The organism is Streptococcus dentapri (assembly GCF_042649885.1).
GTDB classification, from domain to species: domain Bacteria; phylum Bacillota; class Bacilli; order Lactobacillales; family Streptococcaceae; genus Streptococcus; species Streptococcus dentapri.
Map to the genome: position 1 here is coordinate 17339 of NZ_JBHSAC010000055.1, position 22557 is coordinate 39895.

The 22557-nt window shown below is 41.2% G+C and carries 22 protein-coding genes and 2 pseudogenes; 23 read left to right on the plus strand and 1 reads right to left on the minus strand.

Annotation, left to right across the window (positions count from 1 at the left end; translation table 11 throughout):
* Nucleotides 1-74: 74 nt before the first annotated feature.
* From ACFOSE_RS06620 to ACFOSE_RS06655, 8 genes and pseudogenes are all read left to right on the plus strand, one after another.
* Complete coding sequence (locus ACFOSE_RS06620) at nt 75-1235, plus strand: class I SAM-dependent rRNA methyltransferase (protein WP_380431860.1); 1161 nt, start codon at nt 75-77, stop codon at nt 1233-1235.
* 7 nt (nt 1236-1242) lie between these two features.
* Nucleotides 1243-1920: a type I 3-dehydroquinate dehydratase gene (gene aroD, locus ACFOSE_RS06625; RefSeq protein ID WP_380431861.1), complete on the plus strand. Its 678-nt coding sequence runs from the start codon at nt 1243-1245 to the stop codon at nt 1918-1920.
* Nucleotides 1910-2773, plus strand: coding sequence for a shikimate dehydrogenase (locus ACFOSE_RS06630; RefSeq protein WP_380431863.1), 864 nt, complete (start codon nt 1910-1912; stop codon nt 2771-2773). The genes aroD and ACFOSE_RS06630 overlap by 11 nt, the downstream gene beginning before the upstream one ends.
* A gap of 13 nt (nt 2774-2786) precedes the next feature.
* Nucleotides 2787-3857 carry a 3-dehydroquinate synthase gene (gene aroB / locus ACFOSE_RS06635; RefSeq protein ID WP_380431865.1) on the plus strand — a complete coding sequence of 357 codons (1071 nt, stop codon included), beginning with the start codon at nt 2787-2789 and terminating at the stop codon, nt 3855-3857.
* On the plus strand, nt 3854-5020 hold the full coding sequence (aroC, locus tag ACFOSE_RS06640; protein ID WP_380431867.1) for a chorismate synthase: 1167 nt from the start codon (nt 3854-3856) through the stop codon (nt 5018-5020). Before aroB ends, aroC begins: the two co-directional genes overlap by 4 nt.
* Before the next feature lie 88 nt (nt 5021-5108).
* The gene (locus ACFOSE_RS06645) at nt 5109-6218 is read left to right on the plus strand and encodes a prephenate dehydrogenase (protein ID WP_380431916.1); all 1110 of its coding nucleotides are present in this window, start codon (nt 5109-5111) and stop codon (nt 6216-6218) included.
* A gap of 11 nt (nt 6219-6229) precedes the next feature.
* A complete protein-coding gene (locus ACFOSE_RS06650; protein ID WP_380431868.1) occupies nt 6230-6571 on the plus strand; it encodes a YlbF/YmcA family competence regulator in 342 nt (113 codons plus the stop codon).
* 137 nt (nt 6572-6708) lie between these two features.
* Nucleotides 6709-8613 (plus strand): annotated as a pseudogene (locus ACFOSE_RS06655) (DUF2207 family protein).
* 101 nt (nt 8614-8714) lie between these two features.
* On the opposite strand, the gene ACFOSE_RS06660 reads toward ACFOSE_RS06655, so the two are convergent.
* Nucleotides 8715-9797 (minus strand): DEAD/DEAH box helicase, encoded by a 1083-nt coding sequence (locus ACFOSE_RS06660; RefSeq protein WP_380431870.1) that lies wholly within the window; start codon nt 9795-9797, stop codon nt 8715-8717.
* Between the two features lie 92 nt (nt 9798-9889).
* Here ACFOSE_RS06660 and udk point away from each other — a divergent pair, with 92 nt between their 5' ends.
* The 15 genes and pseudogenes from udk (at nt 9890) to ACFOSE_RS06735 (ending at nt 22482) form a co-directional block, all read left to right on the plus strand.
* Nucleotides 9890-10516, plus strand: a complete 627-nt coding sequence (gene udk, locus ACFOSE_RS06665) for a uridine kinase (protein WP_380431872.1) — start codon at nt 9890-9892, stop codon at nt 10514-10516.
* A gap of 16 nt (nt 10517-10532) precedes the next feature.
* Entirely contained in the window at nt 10533-11180 is a 648-nt protein-coding gene (locus tag ACFOSE_RS06670) for an SAP domain-containing protein (protein WP_380431874.1), read from the plus strand.
* Between the two features lie 243 nt (nt 11181-11423).
* Nucleotides 11424-12986: a 2-isopropylmalate synthase gene (locus tag ACFOSE_RS06675; RefSeq protein WP_380431876.1), complete on the plus strand. Its 1563-nt coding sequence runs from the start codon at nt 11424-11426 to the stop codon at nt 12984-12986.
* Between the two features lie 171 nt (nt 12987-13157).
* Nucleotides 13158-14195, plus strand: a complete 1038-nt coding sequence (gene leuB, locus ACFOSE_RS06680; RefSeq protein ID WP_380431878.1) for a 3-isopropylmalate dehydrogenase — start codon at nt 13158-13160, stop codon at nt 14193-14195.
* Between the two features lies 1 nt (nt 14196).
* The gene (locus ACFOSE_RS06685; RefSeq protein ID WP_380431879.1) at nt 14197-14460 is read left to right on the plus strand and encodes a DUF1294 domain-containing protein; all 264 of its coding nucleotides are present in this window, start codon (nt 14197-14199) and stop codon (nt 14458-14460) included.
* A gap of 20 nt (nt 14461-14480) precedes the next feature.
* Nucleotides 14481-15869, plus strand: a complete 1389-nt coding sequence (leuC, locus tag ACFOSE_RS06690) for a 3-isopropylmalate dehydratase large subunit (protein WP_380431881.1) — start codon at nt 14481-14483, stop codon at nt 15867-15869.
* Nucleotides 15870-15883: 14 nt separating this feature from the next.
* Nucleotides 15884-16477 carry a 3-isopropylmalate dehydratase small subunit gene (leuD, locus tag ACFOSE_RS06695; RefSeq protein ID WP_380431883.1) on the plus strand — a complete coding sequence of 198 codons (594 nt, stop codon included), beginning with the start codon at nt 15884-15886 and terminating at the stop codon, nt 16475-16477.
* A 104-nt stretch (nt 16478-16581) separates the two neighbouring features.
* A complete protein-coding gene (locus tag ACFOSE_RS06700) occupies nt 16582-17367 on the plus strand; it encodes an L-threonylcarbamoyladenylate synthase (RefSeq protein ID WP_380431884.1) in 786 nt (261 codons plus the stop codon).
* 102 nt (nt 17368-17469) lie between these two features.
* The gene (locus ACFOSE_RS06705; protein ID WP_380431885.1) at nt 17470-18036 is read left to right on the plus strand and encodes a GrpB family protein; all 567 of its coding nucleotides are present in this window, start codon (nt 17470-17472) and stop codon (nt 18034-18036) included.
* Nucleotides 18036-18662: a class I SAM-dependent methyltransferase gene (locus ACFOSE_RS06710; protein ID WP_380431886.1), complete on the plus strand. Its 627-nt coding sequence runs from the start codon at nt 18036-18038 to the stop codon at nt 18660-18662. The genes ACFOSE_RS06705 and ACFOSE_RS06710 overlap by 1 nt, the downstream gene beginning before the upstream one ends.
* A 140-nt stretch (nt 18663-18802) precedes the next feature.
* On the plus strand, nt 18803-19855 hold the full coding sequence (locus ACFOSE_RS06715; RefSeq protein ID WP_380431888.1) for a bifunctional transcriptional activator/DNA repair enzyme AdaA: 1053 nt from the start codon (nt 18803-18805) through the stop codon (nt 19853-19855).
* 15 nt (nt 19856-19870) lie between these two features.
* Nucleotides 19871-20492 (plus strand): annotated as a pseudogene (locus ACFOSE_RS06720) (Type 1 glutamine amidotransferase-like domain-containing protein).
* A gap of 114 nt (nt 20493-20606) precedes the next feature.
* On the plus strand, nt 20607-21023 hold the full coding sequence (locus ACFOSE_RS06725; protein WP_380431889.1) for a helix-turn-helix domain-containing protein: 417 nt from the start codon (nt 20607-20609) through the stop codon (nt 21021-21023).
* A 2-nt stretch (nt 21024-21025) separates the two neighbouring features.
* Nucleotides 21026-21748 (plus strand): ABC transporter ATP-binding protein, encoded by a 723-nt coding sequence (locus tag ACFOSE_RS06730; RefSeq protein ID WP_369965572.1) that lies wholly within the window; start codon nt 21026-21028, stop codon nt 21746-21748.
* Nucleotides 21749-21750: 2 nt separating this feature from the next.
* Nucleotides 21751-22482, plus strand: coding sequence for an ABC transporter permease (locus ACFOSE_RS06735; RefSeq protein ID WP_380431892.1), 732 nt, complete (start codon nt 21751-21753; stop codon nt 22480-22482).
* Nucleotides 22483-22557 lie beyond the last annotated feature (75 nt).

Here is a 22557-nt window from a genome sequence, read left to right on the forward strand (position 1 = left end):
CACTTTGTGGGATGATGAAATTAGTATGAAACAAGCTAGCAAGATGACTGAAATTTTGGTACAATAACTAGTATATGAATAAGCTTATTTTGGATGACTTGGTTGCAAGAAAAATCAATCAGGGCATTCAGCTCTTACAAGGGCAAGATTTTAAAAATTTTTCCTTGAATGACCAAGTCGTTGGTCTCTATAATAGCAAGCAAGATTTCTTGGGTACTGCTTATCTCTCATCTCAAAACAAGGGAATCGGTTGGCTGATTTCAAGGGATCAGGTTCACTTGGATGAAGACTTCTTCATTGATTTATTGACAAGAGCTAGACAGAAACGTCAGGCCTATGAAAATGATGAATTGACGACAGCCTACCGTCTTTTTAATCAAGAGGGAGATCATTTAGGTGGCTTGAGTATCGATCGCTATGGGAGCTACGCCCTATTTTCTTGGTATAACAGCTATATTTATAGTTTGCGTGACGTGATTATTGCTGCTTTTAAGCAAGTCTATCCAGAGCTTTTAGGTGGTTATGAAAAAATCCGTTTCAAGGGTTTGACTTATGAGTCAGCTCATTGTTATGGTCAAGAAGCACCTGATACCTTTACGATTTTAGAAAATGGTGTCCATTATCGCGTTTTTTTGGATGACGGTTTGATGACGGGGATTTTCTTAGATCAACATGAGGTACGTTTGAGTTTAATCAACGGTTTGGCCTTGGGGAAGTCGGTTCTTAACATGTTCTCTTATACGGCAGCTTTTTCCATAGCGGCTGCTATGGGCGGTGCCAGTGATACTACATCGGTCGATTTGGCCAAGCGTTCAAGAGAATTGTCAAGGGCTCATTTCGAGGCTAATAGTCTGGATCTTACTCATCATCAACTGATGGTGATGGATGTCTTTGACTATTATCGTTACGCCAAGCGAAGGGGACTGAGCTATGACCTGATTATTCTAGATCCACCCAGCTTTGCTCGCAACAAGAAGCAGACCTTCTCGGTTGTTAAGGATTATCATAAGCTAATCAGCCAAGCGGTGGAGATTTTGAATCCAGAAGGAACTATTATTGCTTCAACAAATGCGTCAAATGTATCAGTCGAACAATTCCAGCAAGAATTAGAAAAAGGATTTGGCAGGATTAAGCACCGTTACTTGGATTTAAAGCAATTGCCTGCTGATTTTACGGTTAATAAAGCTGATAAGCGTAGTAATTATTTAAAAGTATATACAATAAAGGTAGAATGATAACATTATGAAAATAGTAGTTCCAGTAATGCCTCGATCATTGGATGAGGCCAATCAAATCGAAACGGTTAAGTACGAACACGCGGACATCATTGAATGGCGGGCAGACTTCTTGCCTAAGGAAGCTATCATTGAAGTGGCACCAGCTATTTTTGAAAAATTTCCCGGACGTGAGATTATTTTCACTCTGCGGACAGAAAAAGAAGGTGGACAAATCAGCCTGACGGATGAAGAATACATCGGTTTGATTAAAGAGGTTTCTTCCCTCTATCGTCCTGATTACATTGATTTTGAGTATTTCTCCTACAAGGGCTCCCTATCTGAAATGCTTGATTTCCCTAATCTCATTTTGTCCTACCATAATTTTCAAGAGACACCAGATAATCTTATGGAAATTCTCTCTGAGCTGACAGCACTGACACCTCGCGTTGTTAAGGTTGCAGTCATGCCACAGACTGAGCAGGATGTTCTGGATTTAATGAATTTTACCAGAGGTTTCAAGGTGCTCAATCCTGAGCAAGATTATGTGACCATGTCTATGGGTAAGCTCGGTCAAGTATCACGCATTGCTAGTGATTTGACGGGATCTAGCTGGACCTTTGCTAGTTCTGATGAAGAGAGCGCTCCTGGTCAGATTGCCCTAGCCGATATGTATAAGATAAGGGAGATTCTTGATGAAGATTGATGGACACACTCGAATGGCCGCTGTAGTAGCAAGACCGATTAAACACTCAATTTCCCCCTTTATCCACAACTATGCCTTTGATGCGACTGGTATCAATGGGGTTTATCTTGCTTGGGATATTCCTGAGCAGGATTTAGAAGAATCGGTTGAGAATGTCCGACGCTATGATATGTTCGGGATCAACCTTTCCATGCCTTACAAGCAAGCGGTTATCCCTTTTTTGGATGAACTAGATCAAGCCGCTGAGCTGATCGGTGCTGTCAATACTGTCGTCAATCGTGATGGTCATTTAGTAGGTTACAATACGGATGGTTATGGTTTTTTCATGGCCTTGTCTCAAAATGGTTTTGATGTGAAAGACAAGACTATGACCATTCTAGGAGGCGGGGGTGCTGCCACGGCGATTATTGTTCAGGCTGCTTTAAATGGTGCTAAAAAGATCAATATCTTTAATCAGAGTCAATTCTTAGAAACGACCAAAAAACAATCTCAGAAATATGCCGGCGCAACAGGTGTTGCGATTGAAGTTTTCCCTGTTGAAGATCAAGCTCTGATTCAGGAAAAGATTGCAGCAGCTGATTTGCTGGTTAATGCAACCAGTGTCGGTATGGATGGCAACTCCATGGTCATCGCTGATGATATGGTATTGCAGGAAGGTCTGCAAGTGGCAGATGTTATCTATCAGCCCTTTGAGACGCCCTTTCTCAAATATGCTCGCAGCAAGGGCCTCAAGGCTATCAACGGTCTGGGGATGCTGCTCTATCAAGCGGCTAAGGCCTTTGAATTATGGACAGGTCAGCAGATGCCAACCGATATTATTTGGAGAGAATTGGAAGAACGTTACGATTCTTAATGAGAGGTACTCTATGAAGTTACATGTCGATTTAACCCACAATCCTTATGATATAGTGATTGAAGAAGGTAGCCTACATCAGGTTGGAGAATGGGCAGCCAGTCTTTGGCAACCGCAAAAAATTGTCATCATCACGGATAATCATGTTGGCAGCCTCTATGCTGAACAAGTCAAGTTAAACTTAGAGGGAGCTGGCTTTGAGACAGTCGTTTTTGACTTTCTTGAAGGTGAAGGCAGCAAGTCTTTGACTACTGCTAACAAGGCTTATGAGTTTTTAATTAAACAAGGTCTGACGCGCAGCGATGGCATTGTCGCATTGGGTGGCGGTGTTGTTGGAGACTTAGCTGGTTTTGTGGCTTCAACCTATATGCGGGGGATTCATTTCCTACAAATTCCAACCAGTTTGACAGCTCAGGTAGATTCTTCAATTGGTGGCAAAACAGGTGTTAACACCCCTCTTGCCAAAAATATTATTGGTACCTTTGCTCAGCCCGATGGTGTTCTTATTGATCCCAAGACTTTAGAAACTTTAGGTAAGCGCGAGCTTGTTGAAGGGATGGGAGAGGTTATCAAATATGGCTTGATTGATGACCTTAAACTTTGGGACGTATTATCAGAAATGTCTGGAGATACCGATGCTATTTTAAAATATGCAGAATTGATTATTTATCGTTCTTGCGATGTGAAACGAAAAATTATCGTTGAAGATGAGTTTGAGGGTGGCGTGCGCATGTACCTCAACTTTGGTCATACCATCGGTCATGCTATTGAACAGACGGCTGGTTATGGCAAGATCATGCACGGAGAAGCTGTGGCTGTTGGCATGGTTCAGATGGCGCGTGTCGCTGAGAAAAAGGGAGTGATGCCAGCGGGCATTACCCAAAAGATCATCGATATGTGTGCTAAATTTGGCTTACCAACCGACTATGAACCTTGGAAGGTTGATGATTTATACAGAGCGCTGACGCATGACAAGAAGGCGCGTGGTAATAGTATTAAAACGGTTATCGTTCCTGAAATCGGAAGTGCTGCCATCAATCAAATTCCCCTAGAAGAGATGAAAGACTATTTGGTGAAAGAATGAGATATTTAACAGCTGGTGAATCACATGGTCCTCGCTTGACAGCGATTATTGAAGGAGTTCCTGCTGGGCTACCTTTGACAGCTGAAGACATCAATGTTGATCTTAAACGTCGCCAAGGCGGCTATGGTCGCGGTGGTCGAATGAAAATCGAAAGCGATCAGGTGGTTTTTAGTTCAGGCGTGCGCCATGGTAAAACAACCGGAGCTCCTATTACTTTAGAAGTTGCTAATCGGGACCATCAAAAGTGGCTGGATATTATGGCAGCTGAAGATATTGAAGAGCGTTTGAAAACCAAACGTAAGATTACCCATCCCCGCCCCGGTCATGCTGATTTGGTCGGAGGGATGAAATATCGCTTTGATGACCTGCGTAATTCCTTAGAACGTTCTTCTGCTCGTGAAACAACCATGCGGGTGGCTGTAGGTGCAGTTGCCAAACGTATTCTGGCTGAGCTTGATATTGAGATTGCCAATCATGTTGTTGTCTTTGGTGGTAAAGAAATTGATATACCAGAAGGATTAACTGTTTCGCGAATCAAGGATCTAGCTGGTCAATCAGAGATTTCTGTTGTCAACCAAGAGCGGGAACCAGAAATAAAAGATTATATTGATCAGATTAAAAAAGAAGGAGATACTATCGGTGGCGTGATTGAGACCATTGTTGGAGGCGTTCCTGCCGGACTAGGTTCTTTCGTTCAGTGGGATACCAAGCTCGATGGTAAAATCGCCCAAGCGGTAATGTCCATCAATGCCTTTAAGGGAGTTGAATTCGGTCTTGGATTTAAAGACGGCTACCTGCGCGGTTCACAAGTCATGGATGAAATTCTTTGGAATAAAGAGGAAGGTTATACCCGTCGTACCAACAATTTAGGTGGCTTTGAAGGTGGGATGACCAATGGCCAACCCATTGTGGTTCGTGGGGTAATGAAACCAATCCCTACGCTCTATAAACCGCTCATGTCTGTTGATATTGAAACACATGAGCCTTACAAGGCAACCGTTGAGCGTTCGGATCCCACAGCTCTACCAGCTGCGGGTGTTGTTATGGAATCAGTAGTGGCAACAGTAGTAGCTAATGAAATTCTTGAGAAATTCTCTTCAGATAATATGGAAGAACTCAAAGATGCGGTGGCTAATCACCGTGATTATGTCAAGAATTTTTAGTAGTGACTAGTCTAGTTATCACTTGTTGAGAGGCTTTCCCTTATTGGAGGGAGCCTTTTGGCTATTAGAGAAAGAAAGCATCATGATTATGGAAGAAGCTAAAACAATTTATATTGCTGGTTTGGGCTTGATTGGCGCTTCGCTTGCTCTTGGGATTAAGCGTGACCATCCTGACTATACTATTTTAGGCTACAATCGCTCTGACAAATCGCGAGAAGTCGCTTTAGAACGCGGTATTGTTGATCGAGCGACTGCCGATTTTAAAGAATTTGCGCCCTTAGCGGATGTCATTATTTTAGCTGTTCCCATCAAGCAAACCATTGATTTCCTTGCTATCTTGGCAGAGATGGATTTGAAAGATGGCGTCATTATTACCGATGCTGGCTCAACCAAGGGTGAAATTGTGGCTGCGGCCGAAAAATACCTGACTGGTCGATCGGTCCAATTTGTGGGGTCCCATCCCATGGCTGGTTCTCATAAATCTGGCGCCATTGCGGCGGATGTCAATCTCTTTGAAAATGCCTATTACATCTTTACGCCGACCAGTTTAACCAAGCCGAAAACACTTGAAGTTTTAAAAGATTTGCTCAGTGGTCTGCATGCGCGCTTTGTCGAAATTGATGCTGCTGAGCATGACCGTGTTACCAGTCAGATATCTCATTTTCCTCATGTACTGGCTGCCAGTTTGATGGAGCAGGCAGGAGATTATGCTAAGGAACATGAAATGACCAATCATTTTGCGGCCGGTGGTTTTCGCGATATGACCCGTATTGCAGAAAGCGAACCAGGTATGTGGAGCAGCATCTTATTGACGAATAAAGAAGCGGTAATTGGGCGTATTGAAGATTTCAAGGCACGTTTGGACCATGTGACCCAGCTTATATCTCAAAATGATGAGGATGGTATCTGGAATTTCTTTAATCGGGGACGATTGACCCGTAAGGCTATGGAAATTCATAAACGCGGCGGAGTTGACAGCAGCTATGATCTCTTCGTGGATATTCCCGATGAGGAAGATGTTATTTTGCATATTTTGGAATTACTGAGGGGAACCTCGCTGGTTAATATTCACATCAATGAAGAGAATCGTGAAGATATCAATGGTATTCTACAGATTTCTTTCAAAAATGAAAAAGATCTCAACCATGCCGCGAAGGTTATTACGGAAAATACGACCTATCAGGTAACAATAGATTAAAGGAGTTTATTATGACAGTTAATATTTATGATTTAGCAAATGAGTTGGAACGCGGTATTCGCGAACTTTCAGAATATCAAACCTTGGTTGAGCAAAAGGCAAAAATTGATGAAGATCAAGAAGCCAAAACCCTTTTTGATGAGTTTACAAGCTTTCAAGAGCAGATTTATACAGCTATGCAGTCTGGACAAATGCCTAGCGAAGATGACCAAAAAAAGATTCAAGAAATGGGAGAAAAGATTGAAGCTAATGCTACTTTAAAGGCTTATTTGGAAGCCCAACAAGCTCTTTCGGTCTATCTCAATGATATTGAGCGTATCGTCTTTAGTCCAATCAGTGATTTGAATAAATAAGAGCAGCGACGAAGTCTAAGAAATTGGATTACGTCATGGTAACGGTTAACGTCTGTACAATAAAGGTAGGCAGTAGGTTATGACAATAACCGTTTTTTTTTAAATCATTCACGGTAAAATTCAAAGGGAGATCGAAAATGAAAAAATGGCTATTTTTTTCTCTTACCTTAATCTTACTTCTTTTCACAGGAAGGGTATTAGCAGATGATAAGGTGAAATCTCAAATTGACAATTTTAAAGGAAACTTGCAAATTAATCAAGACAACACCGCAACCTACACGCAAGAAATAGACTACACCTATAAAACCAAATTTAACGGTCAATATGTCACCCTTGGTGAGGCTGGGGTAATGCCTGCTAATTTTAGAATAGCCGATAATCCAAAAGTTCAAGCCTATAAAAATGGAAAAGAAGTGCATGTTAGGGTCGAAAAAATAGATTGGGATGATGGTACAAAATTAAAAATTTATAACGGAGGTCATAAAGGAGACAAGGTTAAAATCCGAGTACAATGGCAACTTTCTAACTTATTAACAGTCTACCAAGATGTTGCCGAATTAAATTGGATGCCTCTTTCAGACCAAACAGATACTATCAAGCATTTGGAATTTACCGTCAAGCCGCCGAGTGCAACCTCTATTTCCAAACTCTATGCTCATACCAACCTTTTCAGACCCCAAGCTAGTATTCAAGGAAAGGATGGGGAATATACAGTTAAGATTAGCGATGTTAAAGAAAAATTTGAACTCCATGCTTATTGGGCTAAGTATATGTTTTACGTTTGGCCATCCTATAGCAGTTCAGAAAAAGATAATATTGAAGCATTAGAAAGACAAATAGAAAAAGAGTCAGATACGACTCGTTTGAATCTGGGATCAAGGTATCCGATGTTGATTACAATCACTATGGCTGGTTTTGGTCTCTTATTTGATGGCCTTTTAAGACTGACTCACAGGACATTAAATTTCAATAAGAAAACTTACCTGTTTAATATCCCTGAATCAGCTTTATCACCGTTAGTAGCGGCTCGCTTTATTCACCAGCAGAGTTTATTTCAAAGTAAGAAAAATAAACACGGTCTGGCAGCAGATATAAATTTTAACAATCTTATTCAGGCAACGCTACTTGATTTAATTGATCGCCGGATTTTAACTGTTGTCGCTCCTAAAAATCAGAAACGTTTGAAGAAAAATAACATTGATGAGGCTAGCGCTTCTGAAAAAGAGTTCATTTCATTCGTTATGGGAGATAGAAAAGAGGCTTCTATCAATCACCTATTTTTAGAATACGAATTTAATGACGCTGATATTAGGCGATTAAAAGTCAAGTATTCTGGGGGTAGGTTACAAAAAGAGGTTAGAGAATTAGGTCGTAACTTTAACACACATTTTAATAATAAACTAAATCGGATTGATGAGGGAGTACAGACAGATATTAAGGAACTTGGACTTATTACTGATTTCTCAAAATCTAATATAGTTTTCCAAATCTTTAGATACTTCCTTTACGCCTTTTCTATGCTTGGTCCTGTACTTCTTTTAGGAGCTTCTTTGTGGGTAATTTGACTGCTTGCTATAAAAGGGGCTTGGACTGGAAATAAGTTGCTCTTTATTTGGCCGATTATGTTAATTGTTGCCTCTTATGTGCTTTTTAAATACTTTAAAAGCAAAATCGCTTATTATCGAAAATTCACTTCTCCAAAAGGTGCTTATCGCGAACAGGTTCAAGAATGGATTAACTTTCACAACATGGCTCGTGACATCCAAAAATTCGATAAAGTTCCCTTTGAAGGGCTTGTTGTTTGGAATCGTGTCTTAGTTTATGCGACTATGTATGGTTATGCTACAAAAGTTGAAGAATTTATCAAAATTAACAACCTAAGTACTTTTAGTCCTGAATTGAATACAATAGCCCCTTACGTGTCTCATGTACTCTACAGGCAAGTTAATATCATTGACCGCTCCTTATCAAGCGCAGATTCTGCTTCTCATTTTTCTGTTTCCTCAGATGGAAGTAGTGGAGGAAGTGTTGGATCTTTCTAAGGTTTATCCATTGATTCTGAAAAGAAAAGGATTCCTAAAATCTCGGATTCTTGATTCTTATGACTTCTTGTTATTTGAGATAGCAGGCTAGGTTAGTGTTTTTATTTAATATAGAATTCCTGATTTTTGAGAGCTAATTCTTGAACTTTGGCAAATTTTTTCAGCTTTTTTAAATCTTCAGGATGGCTGACAAAGGTAATGACAGCTCCCTCTTTTCCCATTCGACCAGTTCTGCCAGCTCGGTGCGTATAGACATCTTTGTCTCTGGCTACCTCAAAATTGATGACAAATTCTAGGTTGTCAATGTCAATACCTCGCGCAACTAAGTCAGTTGCCAACAAGAGGGCAAGTTCCTGGTTTTTAAATTTCTCCAAGATGGTTTTGCGAAATTTAACATTCACATCGCTGGCCAAGGAAACAGCGGATGATTGGTTAAATTGGAGACGTTCTTCAGCCGCCCCCAAGTCTGATAACTTGTTGAAAAAGACGAGACCGTGAAAATTAGGAATATTTGACAATTTGCGCAGCAGGTCAATCCGATTGCGCTTGTCGATTTGGAGATAATAGTGGCTGATGTTGTCTAATTTTTGCTGGCTGAAATCGAGTGTTATCGTATTATCAGCTAGCTCTTTAGGATCCAACTTATTGGTGGCACTCAGGTAAATCATCTGGTGTTGACGCGGCACATGGTGGCAGATTTTAGTCACAAAATGGTATTGTGAATCGCTGAGCAATTCATCAAATTCATCAAGAACGATGGTATCAACGTTCATCATTTTAATCTTTTTTAGCTTGATTAGCTCAAAGATACGCCCCGGTGTTCCGATTAGGATTTGAGGTCCCTTTTTGAGTCGTTCAATCTGGCGCTTTTGACTGGAACCAGAAATGAAGAGCTGAGCTGTCAGGTTGAGCAGCTGCGCCCACTCTTTTGTCACATCAAAAATTTGACCGGCCAATTCGGTATTGGGGGCCAAAATTAGAATTTGTTGGCTCTTTTTATTCTCTATTTTGGATAGGAGTGGCAGTAGGTAGGCCAGAGTTTTACCAGTTCCGGTTGGGCTGATACCCAAAAGGTTTGAACCAGCCTGAATCGGTTGAAAGACTTGCTCTTGAATGGAAGTGAGTTGACTTATACCCATCTGATTTAATTTTTCTTGTAAAATCGGCGCTAGTTTTATTATCATTTGGTTTCCTTTATCTCTTTATTTGGCTTTAATTATACCATTTTTTATTGTATAATGGTTTGGTTATTTAACTCAATATTCTGGAGAAAAACATGCGAATAAAACCGATTATTATTGGTGTTACTGGTGGATCCGGTAGCGGTAAAACCAGTGTTTCCCGTGCGATTTTAGATAATTTCCAAGGTTCTAAAATAGCCATGCTTGAACACGATTCCTATTATAAGGACCAGTCGCATTTGACTTTTGAGGAGAGGGTGTCCACCAACTACGACCATCCTCTTGCCTTTGAGACGGATTTGATGATTGAGCATATCAAGGAATTACAGGCAGGACGTCCTGTTGATATTCCTATTTACGACTATACGCAACACACTCGCAGCAGTCAGTCCTACCGTCAGGAACCTCAGGATGTCTTTATTGTTGAAGGTATCATGGTCTTGGAAGATAAACGTCTGCGTGATTTGATGGATATCAAGCTTTTTGTTGATACCGATGATGATATTCGTATTATCCGTCGTATTAAACGCGATATGCAAGAACGTGGCCGTAGCCTTGACAGTATTATCGACCAATATACAAGTGTGGTTAAGCCCATGTATCACCAATTTATCGAGCCTACCAAGCGTTATGCTGATATCATTATTCCCGAAGGGGTCACTAATATTGTGGCTATCGATCTCATCAACACTAAGATTGCTAGTATTTTAGGTGATTTATAAGGGAAGGAAAAGAAAGATGGCTATTAGGCCTCCATTTAATCAACAGATGACACCGGAATTTTTCCAATCATTTTATTGGTATAAAATAGAATTGCAAGATATTTGTCGTCGCTATCAACTTCCCAGCTATGGGACTAAAGCAGAATTAACTGATTATATTATTCAATTTTTAGAGGGAATTCCAGTCGCTAATATCCAAGCCAAGCGTAAAAATAGAAGAAAAAATCCTACTGGGAAGAGTTTAAGCGCTGAGCAAATTACTCCGGCTACCAAATTATTAGATTCGGGATTCAGTTTCAATCAAGAGGCTAGAACCTTTTTCTGTCGCTATTTTGATGTTGCCCACTTTTCATTTAAGAAATCAATGGCCATTAAGATGCGGGAAGTTGAGGAGATGGGTGACACTGAGGCGACGGTTCAGGACTTAATTGATGTCTTTGCTGAAAGCAAAGTTTCCCTCTCCTCAAATAGAGAAGAGCAGACTTACCAGTGGAATCGTTTTGTTAAAGATTTTAATAATGATCCGCAATCTAAATTGTTTGCTCAACCTATGAAAGTTGCTGCTATTTTATGGAAAGAAGTGAGGCAGTCAAATCGAGATAAGATCTATCAGACAAGTCTGATCAAGGACTATGCCCGCGAAATTGAGGGCTATCGCAAATAGTGTCGTATTCTAATTTAATTATCTGAAAATTCTTGACCTATTGTTGAAAATAATGTAAAATGTAATCATTAAAATTAAGATCTCTAGGAGAAGCCAGATGCAAACAATTGCTTATAAGACTTTGTTGCTGAGGAATGAGGGCTAGTGCAAAAGCATTAGTCCTGTTTGGCCTACCAAGCGGGATCAAAAAACATCTCGCTTATCTGCGGGATGTTTTTTGATTATTAGAAAAGAGGTATTATAATGCATAAGGTAGAATTTCTTGATACGACCTTGCGCGATGGGGAACAAACACCGGGCGTCAGTTTTTCAGTGAAGGAAAAAGTAACGATTGCCAAGCAACTTGAAAAATGGGGAATTTCAGCTATTGAAGCTGGTTTCCCAGCTGCTAGTCCGGATTCTTTTGAAGCAGTCAAACAGATTGCAGAAACCGTGACTAAGACGGCTGTGAGCGGCTTGGCACGTTCGGTCAAGACTGACATTGATGCCTGTTACGAAGCGCTTAAAGATGCTAAATACCCACAGTGCCATGTCTTTATTGCGACAAGTCCGATTCACCGTGAGTTCAAGCTCAAAAAATCTAAGGAAGAAATCTTAGAGATCATAAAAGAGCACGTTTCTTATGCGCGCCAATACTTTGATGTTGTGGAGTTTTCTCCTGAAGATGCGACTCGTACAGAGCTTGATTATTTGTTGGAAGTCGTGCAAACCGCTGTTGATGCCGGTGCGACCTACATCAATATCCCTGATACAGTTGGTTTTACAACACCAAAAGAATTTGGCCATATTTTTGAATATTTGATTGAAAATGTCCAATCTGACAAAGAGGTTATTTTCAGTCCCCACTGTCATGATGACTTGGGGATGGCAACAGCAAACACACTATCAGCTATCAAAAATGGCGCTGGTCGTGTTGAAGGAACTGTTAATGGTATTGGTGAGCGTGCTGGGAATGTAGCTCTTGAAGAAGTGGCCGTTGCCCTTAATATCCGCGAGGACTATTTCCAAGCCCAGAGTGATATTATCCTCGATGAAACAGTCAATACCTCAGCTATGGTTTCGCGTTTCTCTGGTATCCCTATTCCTAAAAATAAGGCTGTTGTCGGTGGCAATGCCTTCTCTCATGAATCAGGTATCCATCAAGATGGGGTTCTTAAGAATCCTCTCACTTATGAAATCATTACTCCAGAATTGATCGGTGTCAAGCAGAATTCTCTGCCCTTAGGAAAACTGTCTGGTCGTCACGCTTTTGTTGAAAAACTCAAGGAACTGGAATTAGAATTTGAAGAAACCGAAATTGGCGAACTTTTTGCTAGATTTAAAAAATTGGCCGACAAGAAGCATGATATCCGGGACGCTGATATCATCGCTTTAGTGGAAGGAAATGATATTGAAAATCCTGAAGGTTTCCATTTTGAGGACTTGAAACTGACCTCAAATCAGGATGAAACAGTGACTGCTGTTGTAACCATGGTTAATTTCGATGGTGAAAAAGTTGATGTTGTTGCCAATGGTAAGGGCTCTGTTGAAGCCATCTATAATGCCATTGATAAATTCTTTGGCCAAACGATTAGGCTCTTAAGCTATACAATGGATGCAGTAACAGATGGTATTGATGCCCAGGCGCGCGTGGTCGTTTCGATAGAAAATGTTGATACGGGAACCATTTTCAATGCTTCTGGTATTGACTTTGATGTTCTCAAAGCGGGAGCCATCGCTTATGTTAATGCTAATGTTTTCGTGCAAAAAGAAAATGATGGTGAAATCGGGCATCGCTTGTCTGAGCATGATTATCCAAGTAAATAGAAGTTGGCCTGAAAAAGCTTGCTTCTGTGGTCTATAAGACCAATGAGCATTCTAGTTTTATTTTAATAAAAAGGAGATGTCAGGGATGAATATTTAAGAAATGCAATTTTAGGAAAGCCTATCTTTCGCTGGTTTGCTATTTTCGATTATTTTATCCTCTTGTATCTGAATATGACTAAAAAAATTCTAACCTTAGCTGGTGATGGTATCGGACCAGAAATTATGACTGCAGGTTTGGAAGTTCTTCAAGCCGTCGCTGAGAAAATTAGTTTTGACTACAGTTTGGAAGCCCAACCCTTTGGCGGTGCTGGGATTGATGCTGCTGGTCATCCCCTACCTGCAGCGACTCTAGAAGCTGCTAAGAAGGCTGACGCTATTTTATTAGCAGCCATCGGCAGTCCGCAGTATGACCAAGCTCCTGTACGTCCTGAGCAGGGTCTTTTGGCTCTGCGCAAGGAGCTCAACCTCTTTGCAAATATTCGCCCAGTCAAAGTTTTTGACGCCCTCAAGCACTTGTCACCGTTGAAACCAGAAAGAATTGCTGGTGTGGATTTTGTCCTTGTACGTGAATTGACCGGTGGGATTTACTTCGGCCAGCATATCTTACAAGAAGATGCAGCGCGCGATATCAATGATTATTCGACAGAGGAAATCCGTCGTATTGTGCGCAAGGCTTTTGAAATCGCTCAAGAGCGTGGTAAAAAAGTTACCAGTATTGATAAGCAAAATGTTCTAGCAACTTCAAAACTCTGGCGCAAGGTAGCTGAGGAAGTAGCTGATGAGTTTCCAGATGTGACTCTTGAGCATCAACTTGTCGATAGTGCGGCTATGGTCATGATTACCAACCCAGCCCGCTTTGATGTGATCGTAACAGAAAATCTCTTCGGTGATATTTTATCGGACGAATCCAGTGTTCTGCTAGGGACACTAGGGGTTATGCCATCAGCCAGTCACTCGGAAGATGGTCCTAGTCTCTACGAACCAATTCATGGTTCTGCACCTGATATCGCTGGGCAGGGGATTGCGAACCCCATCAGCATGATTTTATCAGTGGCCATGATGCTACGTGATTCTTTCGGTGAAACGATCGGTGCTGAATTGATTGAAAGGGCTGTTGATAAGACTCTTAGTCAGGGCATTTTAACTCGTGATTTAGGCGGTCACGCAACAATGGCAGAAATGACATCTACCATTATCGGAAATTTATAGGATGCAGTTGTTAGGATTATTTTTTATCATCTGGAATTTGCTGACTTTTTTGCTTTACGGTCTTGATAAAAGGCGAGCTGTCAGAGGTGAGTGGCGGATTCCGGAGCGAATTCTACTCCTTATGACCTTGTCAGGTGCTGGACTTGGAGCCTATCTGGCAGGCAAACTTTTTCGCCATAAGACTTCAAAATGGTATTTTAGATGGTGCTGGTATTTAGGGATTTTAATCGATGCTGCTCTCACCTATATCTTATGGGGAAACTAAATTAAATGGAGGATGTAAAAATGAGTGGGAAATCAATTTTTGATAAAGTTTGGGACCGCCACGTAATTAAAGGTGAAGCAGGCGACCCTCAGCTCATGTATGTGGATCAACACTATATCCATGAGGTAACCAGCCCTCAAGCTTTCGATGGCTTACGTGAAGCTGGTCGGCAGCTGCGTCGCCCTGATTTGACCTTTGGTACCTTTGATCACAATGTTCCCACAGTAAATATTTTTGATATTCGTGATGCTATTTCAAAAGCACAAATGGATGCTCTAGCACGCAATGTTAAAGAATTTGGAGTCCCTCATGCTCCACATGGTTCGGAAAATCAGGGTATCGTACACATGGTAGGACCAGAAACAGGCCGGACTCAACCGGGGAAATTTATTGTTTGCGGGGACAGTCATACCGCAACTCATGGGGCTTTTGGAGCTATTGGTTTCGGGATCGGAACAACCGAAGTGGAACATGTTTTTGCAACCCAGTCAATCTGGCAAGTGAAGCCTAAAAAACTTTTGGTTCGCTTTGTTGGTAAACCACAAAAAGGAGTTTATTCCAAGGACTATGTTATGGCCCTGATTGCTCGCTACGGTGTCTCTGTTGGTGTGGGATATGCGGTTGAATATGTGGGAGAAGCGATCGAAGCTTTGAACATGGAAGAGCGCATGACCATCTGTAATCTCTCTATCGAATTCGGTTCAAAAATAGGAATTATGAATCCTGATCAAACGACCTTTGATTATGTCCAAGGTCGTCCAGAAGCTCCCAAAGGACAGAACTTTCAAGATGCTGTGGCTGATTGGAAAACTCTAGTGTCAGATCCTGATGCGGTTTATGATAAGGTTCTTGAAATAAATGTCTCTGAACTGGCACCAATGGTGACTTGGGGGACTAATCCGTCAATGGCAGTTTCGCTCGATGAGTCCTTCCCTGAAATTCGTGACATGAATGATGAGCGGGCCTATAATTATATGGAAATGAAGCCAGGACAAAAGGTTTCTGATATTGAATTGGGTTATATCTTTATCGGATCGTGTACCAATGCACGAATTACCGATCTCAAAATCGCAGCCAAATTTGTTGAGGGTAAGCAAGTTGCTCCCAACGTGACAGCTATCGTAGTTCCAGGTTCCAGACCGGTTAAGACAGCGGCTGAAAAACTGGGTCTAGATAAGATTTTCTTGGATGCGGGCTTTGAATGGCGGGATCCGGGTTGCTCCATGTGCCTGGGAATGAATCCTGACAAGGTTCCAGAAGGCATGCACTGTGCCTCAACTAGTAACCGTAACTTTGAGGATCGTCAAGGGGTTGGTGCTAAGACCCACCTCTGTAGTCCAGCAATGGCTGCTGCCGCTGCCATTGCTGGCCACTTTGTTGATATTCGTGATCTGCCTGAAGCGCAATAGAAAGTGGGGAAGCAGTGGAAAAATTTACCGTTTACACTGGAACGACTGTTCCTTTGATGAATGACAATATCGATACCGACCAAATTCTACCTAAGCAGTTTTTGAAACTGATTGATAAAAAAGGATTTGGTAAGTATCTCATGTATGAGTGGCGCTATCTGGATGATAACTATACTGAGAATCCTGAATTTATCTTTAATACGTTACCTTATCGTCAGGCAACTATCTTGATTACTGGTGACAACTTTGGTGCTGGTTCTTCGCGGGAACATGCTGCATGGGCTCTGGCTGATTATGGCTTTAAGGTGATTATCGCTGGTTCTTTCGGAGATATTCACTACAATAATGACCTCAACAATGGAATTTTGCCTATTGTGCAGCCCTTAGAAGTGCGGCAGAAACTGGCTCAACTGGATCCTAGCGATCAGGTGACAGTCGATCTGCCCAACCAAAAAATTATATCGCCGGTTGGTGAATTTAGTTTTGATATTGATGGTGAGTGGAAATACAAATTGCTCAATGGCTTGGATGATATTGGTATCACACTACAACACGAAGATTTAATTACCGAATATGAAAAAAATCGTCCGAGTTATTGGCAAGATTAGCTGAAAATATCGGTTTTGAAAATTCAGAAAATTACTTGAAAATTACTCCCTAGCATGGTAAAATAAGCAAGATAACTATTAGATGTAGATGGAGATTTTAAATTATGACCAAACATGTCCACTGGGATGGCAATCTTTCGCAAGAAGGATTTGAAATTGTTAAGAACGAAGGCGGCGTTATCGTCTGTCCAACCAAGGTTGGCTACATTATCATGACTTCAGATAAAAAGGGTCTTGAGCGTAAGTTTAAAGCTAAAGAGCGCAATCGCAACAAACCAGGTGTGGTTCTTTGCGGCAGCATGGATGAGCTGCGAGCTCTTGCTCAATTGACGCCAGAAATTGATGCTTTCTATCAAAAACACTGGGACGAAGATATCCTGCTTGGCTGTATCCTACCATGGAAGTCGGACGCTTACGAAAAATTGAAAGCTTACGGTGACGGTCGTGAAGACTTGATGACAGATGTTCGCGGGACGTCGTGTTTTGTTATTAAATTCGGTGTGGCTGGTGAACAAATTGCCAAAGAAATGTGGGAAAAAGAAGGGCGCATGGTTTACGCTTCATCTGCCAATCCATCAGGAAAAGGAAACCGTGGAAAAGTTGAAGGCATTGGTGAGCGTATCGAAATGGCCGTTGATTTAGTTATTGAAGCTGATGATTATGTCGCTTCTATCCAGCCTGACAAGACTGTTGAAACACGCTATGAACAAGGTGTTATGGTCTCCATGGTAGATGTAGATGGTAAGTTGATCCCTGAACAAGGTTCAGGCAGCCGTTCAGTAGAACCATGTCCAGTTGTTATCCGTAAAGGTCTTGACATTGATAAAATTATGATGCATCTCTCAGACCATTTTAATTCATGGAACTACCGTCAAGGTGAATATTATTAAGGAAGAACAGTCTTCAGAATTTAAAAATAGACAGAATCACTCGAAAGAGTGGTTTTTTGTTATAATGAAGGCGCAAGTTTTAAAAAAGATAGGCAGAAAAGTATGACAAAACCGTTATCAGATATGACTCTGGAAGAACTCTGGCACTTGTTTCCAATCTTTCTTGTGCCGCCTAAGGAAGCATGGGAGGAGTGGTATCAGGAAGAGAAGCAGGCTCTCTTGCGGCTGTTTTCCAAGGGGGAAATCAGCAGCATTTCGCATATCGGCAGCACAGCTATTCCCGATATCTGGGCTAAAAATATTGTTGATATTTTATTAGAAGTCCCTGAAACAGCAGATTTACAATATTTCAAAAAGCAGTTGCTAAATGCTGGCTATTTGCTGATGTCTGAAGAGGAAGATCGCATGTCTTTCAATAAAGGGTATACAGAAACCGGCTTTGCCCAGAGAGTATTTCATCTCCACTTACGTTATCAGGATGACCGTGATGAACTTTATTTTAGAGATTATTTAAGAGCACATCTGGAAGTTGCCAAAGACTATGAAGGGTTGAAACTTGCCTTATGGAAAGAGTACGAGCATAACCGTGATGCTTATACAGATGCTAAGACTGATTTTATTAGGAAATATACGCAAGAAGCTAAGAAAGACTATAAAGGGAGGTATTAATGATAAGAGGTATTACTGTTGTTTCTGTTTTAGTAGTGTCCCTTTACATCTTGCTCAAGTATCTCGTCAGCCAATCGAAACACCCATCAGGATTCATTGGCAGGAGCATGATGAGGATTTGGAATAAGGCCTACTTACCGATGGCACAGTGGGCTTTGTCTGTGCTTCCTCAAAAAGCTTATGGGCATATCTTGGATATTGGGGTTGGCAATGGGGCATCAACGGCCTACCTTCGCCAACTTTTTCCCCAGAGTCAGATCAAGGGTATAGATATTTCTGCGGAGGCTATTTCTCAAGCTCGGAAGCAGAACCAGTTAGAAGGAGTTGCTTTTGACATTATGGATGTCAGTCAGCTGACTTATTCTGATGGCTATTTTGATCTTATCTGCGCCTTTCAAACGCATTTTCATTGGCCGGATTTGAAAAAAGCTTTGCTTGAAATCAAGCGCGTGCTGGCAGACGATGGACGGTTTATCATAGCTTGCGAGCAAAGTAAAATTAATTATTATTTACCAGATTTGAAAGAACGAGAAGATTTTGCCAACTATTTGGCTAAAAAAGGCTTGCAGCTTCAGGATTATCAGAAACAGACGGCTTGGGTTTGTTATATGATTGCAAAACAGTAGGTGTTAACATAAACATTTTCTGTCAGAAGATGAAGATCTGTTCTTTGTTTTTAACCTTTTAAATTACTTGTTCATTTTTCGGAAGTCATTCACTTTGGTTTAGGGTATAATAATAAAAATTGATGAATGAGGAGACTGTAATGATAGAAAATGAACAGCTAAAAGAGCGTTATTATCAAGCTTTGCTGGAACGAGATGCGCAGTTTGACGGGATTTTCTTTGCGGCCATTAAGTCAACGGGGATTTTTTGTCACGCGACCTGTCGGGCTAGAAAGCCTAAGTTTGAAAACTGTGATTTTTACGAAAAGGCAGAAGAAGCGCTTTTGGCTGGTTATCGGCCATGCAAAATCTGTCAGCCCCTGTCATATCCGCATCAGCTTCCTGAAGAAGTCAGAATGCTCATAACAGCTGTAGAAGCTAATCCTGAGAAGCGGTGGAGGGAAGAAGATTTCAAGAGGTTAGGTCTTCATTCGGCAACTGCTAGGCGACAATTCAAAGAAGTTTACGATATAACCTTTGTTCAGTACGCGCGTGCTCGTCGGATGGGTCTGGCTTTTAAGAATATCAAGGATGGACAGACAGTCATTGATCAGCAGCTGGCTATGGGTTATCAATCCTCTAGTGGTTTCAATGACGCCTTCAGCCGTATTATGGGAAATCCAGTCAAAAAAACGACTATTAAAGTGCTGACAGCTGCTTTTATCGCGACACCAATTGGACGAATGCTGGCTTTGGCGGATGAGGAGTATCTCTATCTTTTGGAATTTGAAAATCGACGAGGACTGGAAAGAGAAATAGAGCGGCTGCGCAGCAGACTGAATGCAAGAATTATCCATGGAACCAATACTCTTTTACAGCAATTGGAGAAAGAGCTAGCTGCCTATTTCTCTGGAACCTTCACAGGTTTTACCATTCCTCTGTATTTGAGTGGATCGGCCTTTCAGCAAGCAGTTTCCAAACTGCTTGCTGAAATTCCACTTGGAAAAACGGTTACCTATAAAGATTTGGCTCTAAAGCTAGGTGATAGCAACAAGGTCAGAGCTGTCGGCAATGCTAACGGAGCTAATCAGATTGCTATTTTGATACCTTGCCACCGTGTTATTGCCAGTGACGGCAGTTTGGGCGGTTATGGCGGCGGAAAAGAGCGCAAAAAGTATCTGTTGGAACTAGAGAAAAGGATTAAGAACACCTAACAGGGAGGAAAATTCATGAAAACATTATTCTTATGTTCTTATTTTGCAGAAGTGCGGCCTTTCTTTGAGAAGTTCGCAGAATAATATGAGTTGGAAAAGAAAGTTCTTTTTATTTCCACGGCTGGAAATGTAGAAGAGTACACGGCTTATATTGATGAAGGCAGGGCTGTTTTTGCCGATTTGCAATTTGACATTGTTCCTATTGGATGTAGCAGAAGAGACAGAGACGGTGGTGCGGGAAAAGCTAGCACAAGCGTCCTGTCTCTACATTTCAGACGGTAATACTTTTTATCTTTTACAGGAATTAAAGAGAAAAAATTTACTGCCTTTGATTTACGAACGCATCAATCAAGGAATGGTTTATGTCGGTGAATCAGCTGGTGCTATCATTGCTTCCAATGATATTTCTTACAGCCAAATTATGGATGATAAGAGTTTAGTATCAGATCTGACGGATTATACTGCCTTAGGTTTAGTTGATTTTTCTGTTTTGCCGCATTGGGGTGAATATCCTTTTGAAGAAGCGACCAAACAGACAGCAGACATTTACGATCAGAAAATAAATCTCATCAAACTGATCAACAGACAAGCTGTTCTGACGACTAGGGATAAGTCTATTGTCGTGAGCAGTCCGTAGATTTGGATCGTTTTCGCCACAATGTTTAACCAAAAATAGATAAACTGCCACCTATTCTTTCTTGAAAAGAGGATTTGTTAAGTTATAATGAAGTCAAGAGGAGGTAGGAAAAGTATGATTAGTGAGACGATTAGCCTTTTAAGAAAGAAACACGGTTTGTCTCAAGAAATGTTGGCGGAAAAAATTGGTGTGTCTCGCCAGACGTTGAGTAAGTGGGAAACCGGCGAAAGCAATCCGGATATTATTCACTCAAGTCGTTTAGCAGAGATTTTTGAAATCACACTTGATGAATTGGTCTACTCTGGACGGGAGGTCCTCCATAGTGCAACTAAGGATGGCAAGTTTATGTTTGGGCCAGTTACTGTCGGGGAAAAGGGTCAGATTGTTATCCCTGTCAAAGCTCGACGTATTTTCCATATCGAAAAGGGAGATGAGTTACTTGTACTAGGCGATATTAATCAGGGGCTTGCCCTTGTTGATGCTAGATTTTTCATGGAGGCGCATAATCATTTAAAAAAAGGGGGAGATTAGCTATGGATGCCATCAGGATAGAGGGATTAACCAAAAAGTACAAAGGTATCGTTGCTGTCGACCATCTTGATTTAAAGATTGAAGAAGGGAAGCTTTTTGCCTTATTAGGAATTAATGGGGCTGGAAAGACGACACTTATCAAAATGCTAGCTTGTCTGACGCAGCCAAACAGTGGTGATGCTTTTTTACACAACAAGAGTATTATGAGTAATCGGCAAGAAGTGAAAGACCTCATTAGTATTTCCCCACAAGAAACAGCCATTGCTCCCAACTTGAGCGTTAGAGAAAACTTAGATTTGATGTGTGGTATTAATCGTTTTTCCAAACAGAAAACCGGTCAAAAAATAAAAGAGATGGTGAGTCAGTTTGCGCTAGCTCCGGTTCTTGATAAACGAGCAGGTAAACTCTCTGGAGGATGGCGTCGCCGACTCAGTATTGCCATGGCTTTGATTAGTGAACCTAAGATTTTATTTCTGGATGAGCCGACTCTTGGTTTGGATGTTGTGGCACGAAGTGAGTTGTGGGATACGATAAAAAATTTGAAAAATAAGATGACTATTATCTTGACCACGCATTATATGGAGGAAGCAGAAGCTCTGTCAGATCAAGTAGGGATTATGAAAGCGGGTAAACTCCTTGCCCTTGGCAGTGTTCATGATCTGAAAGTTTTGGCAAATACAACTGATTTTGAACAAGCTTTTATCACGATTGTAAAAGGAGGCTGATCATGAGATTATTTGCTTTTTCAAAACGTACGGCCCAAGAAATCTTGCGAGATCCTATCAATTTAGCTTTTGGTATAGGTTTCCCGGTGGTATTGATTTTTCTCCTCAATGCGATCCAGGCAAACATCCCGGTTTCTTTATTTCAATTAAGCAGCTTCATTCCTGGGATTGCCGTGTTTGGCTTGACCTTTATGACCGTTTTTTCGGCGACACTTATTGCCAAGGATAGAGAAACATCATTTCTGCAACGCCTTTATACAAGTCCTATGACGGCCATGGACTTTATCTTGGGCTATGCTTTTCCAATTCTGCCTATTGCTTTAATACAGACACTGATTTGTTATCTGGTGGCCATCCCGCTGGGTCTGTCTTTTAATCTTAAGACGGTTTACGCGATTCTTTGTATCCTTCCGATTTCCCTCTTTTTTATCGCTGTGGGTCTTCTTTGCGGAAGTGTTCTTAGTGTCAAACAGGTAGGAGGGATATGTGGTGCTTTGCTGACCAATCTGGTTGGCTGGTTATCAGGGATTTGGTTTGATCTTGATTTGATTGGAGGTCTCTTTAAGAATGTCGCCTACGCCTTGCCTTTTGTCCACGCGGTCAACTTGGAGAGAATGGCCTTGAATGGCTTTACTAAGGATAGCTTTTCCAGTTTGCTGTGGCTTTTGGGCTATACTCTTTTGACGATGTTTCTGGCGACATACTTCTTTTTGAGGCAAATGAAAAATAATTAATGGTAAATATTGTTTTAAAAGGCTGCTAGATTTAAGTTTTAAAAATTCACCTCTCAGAGGTGAATTTTGTTATAA

What these genes read in the sequence shown, in the direction of transcription:
- ACFOSE_RS06620 (WP_380431860.1), top strand. Translation starts at nt 75, where the DNA reads ATGAATAAGCTTATTTTGGATGACTTGGTTGCAAGAAAAATCAATCAG.
- aroD (WP_380431861.1), top strand. Translation starts at nt 1,243, where the DNA reads ATGAAAATAGTAGTTCCAGTAATGCCTCGATCATTGGATGAGGCCAAT.
- ACFOSE_RS06630 (WP_380431863.1), top strand. Translation starts at nt 1,910, where the DNA reads ATGAAGATTGATGGACACACTCGAATGGCCGCTGTAGTAGCAAGACCG.
- aroB (WP_380431865.1), top strand. Translation starts at nt 2,787, where the DNA reads ATGAAGTTACATGTCGATTTAACCCACAATCCTTATGATATAGTGATT.
- aroC (WP_380431867.1), top strand. Translation starts at nt 3,854, where the DNA reads ATGAGATATTTAACAGCTGGTGAATCACATGGTCCTCGCTTGACAGCG.
- ACFOSE_RS06645 (WP_380431916.1), top strand. Translation starts at nt 5,109, where the DNA reads ATGGAAGAAGCTAAAACAATTTATATTGCTGGTTTGGGCTTGATTGGC.
- ACFOSE_RS06650 (WP_380431868.1), top strand. Translation starts at nt 6,230, where the DNA reads ATGACAGTTAATATTTATGATTTAGCAAATGAGTTGGAACGCGGTATT.
- ACFOSE_RS06660 (WP_380431870.1), bottom strand. Translation starts at nt 9,797, where the DNA reads ATGATAATAAAACTAGCGCCGATTTTACAAGAAAAATTAAATCAGATG.
- udk (WP_380431872.1), top strand. Translation starts at nt 9,890, where the DNA reads ATGCGAATAAAACCGATTATTATTGGTGTTACTGGTGGATCCGGTAGC.
- ACFOSE_RS06670 (WP_380431874.1), top strand. Translation starts at nt 10,533, where the DNA reads ATGGCTATTAGGCCTCCATTTAATCAACAGATGACACCGGAATTTTTC.
- ACFOSE_RS06675 (WP_380431876.1), top strand. Translation starts at nt 11,424, where the DNA reads ATGCATAAGGTAGAATTTCTTGATACGACCTTGCGCGATGGGGAACAA.
- leuB (WP_380431878.1), top strand. Translation starts at nt 13,158, where the DNA reads ATGACTAAAAAAATTCTAACCTTAGCTGGTGATGGTATCGGACCAGAA.
- ACFOSE_RS06685 (WP_380431879.1), top strand. Translation starts at nt 14,197, where the DNA reads ATGCAGTTGTTAGGATTATTTTTTATCATCTGGAATTTGCTGACTTTT.
- leuC (WP_380431881.1), top strand. Translation starts at nt 14,481, where the DNA reads ATGAGTGGGAAATCAATTTTTGATAAAGTTTGGGACCGCCACGTAATT.
- ACFOSE_RS06700 (WP_380431884.1), top strand. Translation starts at nt 16,582, where the DNA reads ATGACCAAACATGTCCACTGGGATGGCAATCTTTCGCAAGAAGGATTT.
- ACFOSE_RS06705 (WP_380431885.1), top strand. Translation starts at nt 17,470, where the DNA reads ATGACAAAACCGTTATCAGATATGACTCTGGAAGAACTCTGGCACTTG.
- ACFOSE_RS06710 (WP_380431886.1), top strand. Translation starts at nt 18,036, where the DNA reads ATGATAAGAGGTATTACTGTTGTTTCTGTTTTAGTAGTGTCCCTTTAC.
- ACFOSE_RS06715 (WP_380431888.1), top strand. Translation starts at nt 18,803, where the DNA reads ATGATAGAAAATGAACAGCTAAAAGAGCGTTATTATCAAGCTTTGCTG.
- ACFOSE_RS06725 (WP_380431889.1), top strand. Translation starts at nt 20,607, where the DNA reads ATGATTAGTGAGACGATTAGCCTTTTAAGAAAGAAACACGGTTTGTCT.
- ACFOSE_RS06730 (WP_369965572.1), top strand. Translation starts at nt 21,026, where the DNA reads ATGGATGCCATCAGGATAGAGGGATTAACCAAAAAGTACAAAGGTATC.
- ACFOSE_RS06735 (WP_380431892.1), top strand. Translation starts at nt 21,751, where the DNA reads ATGAGATTATTTGCTTTTTCAAAACGTACGGCCCAAGAAATCTTGCGA.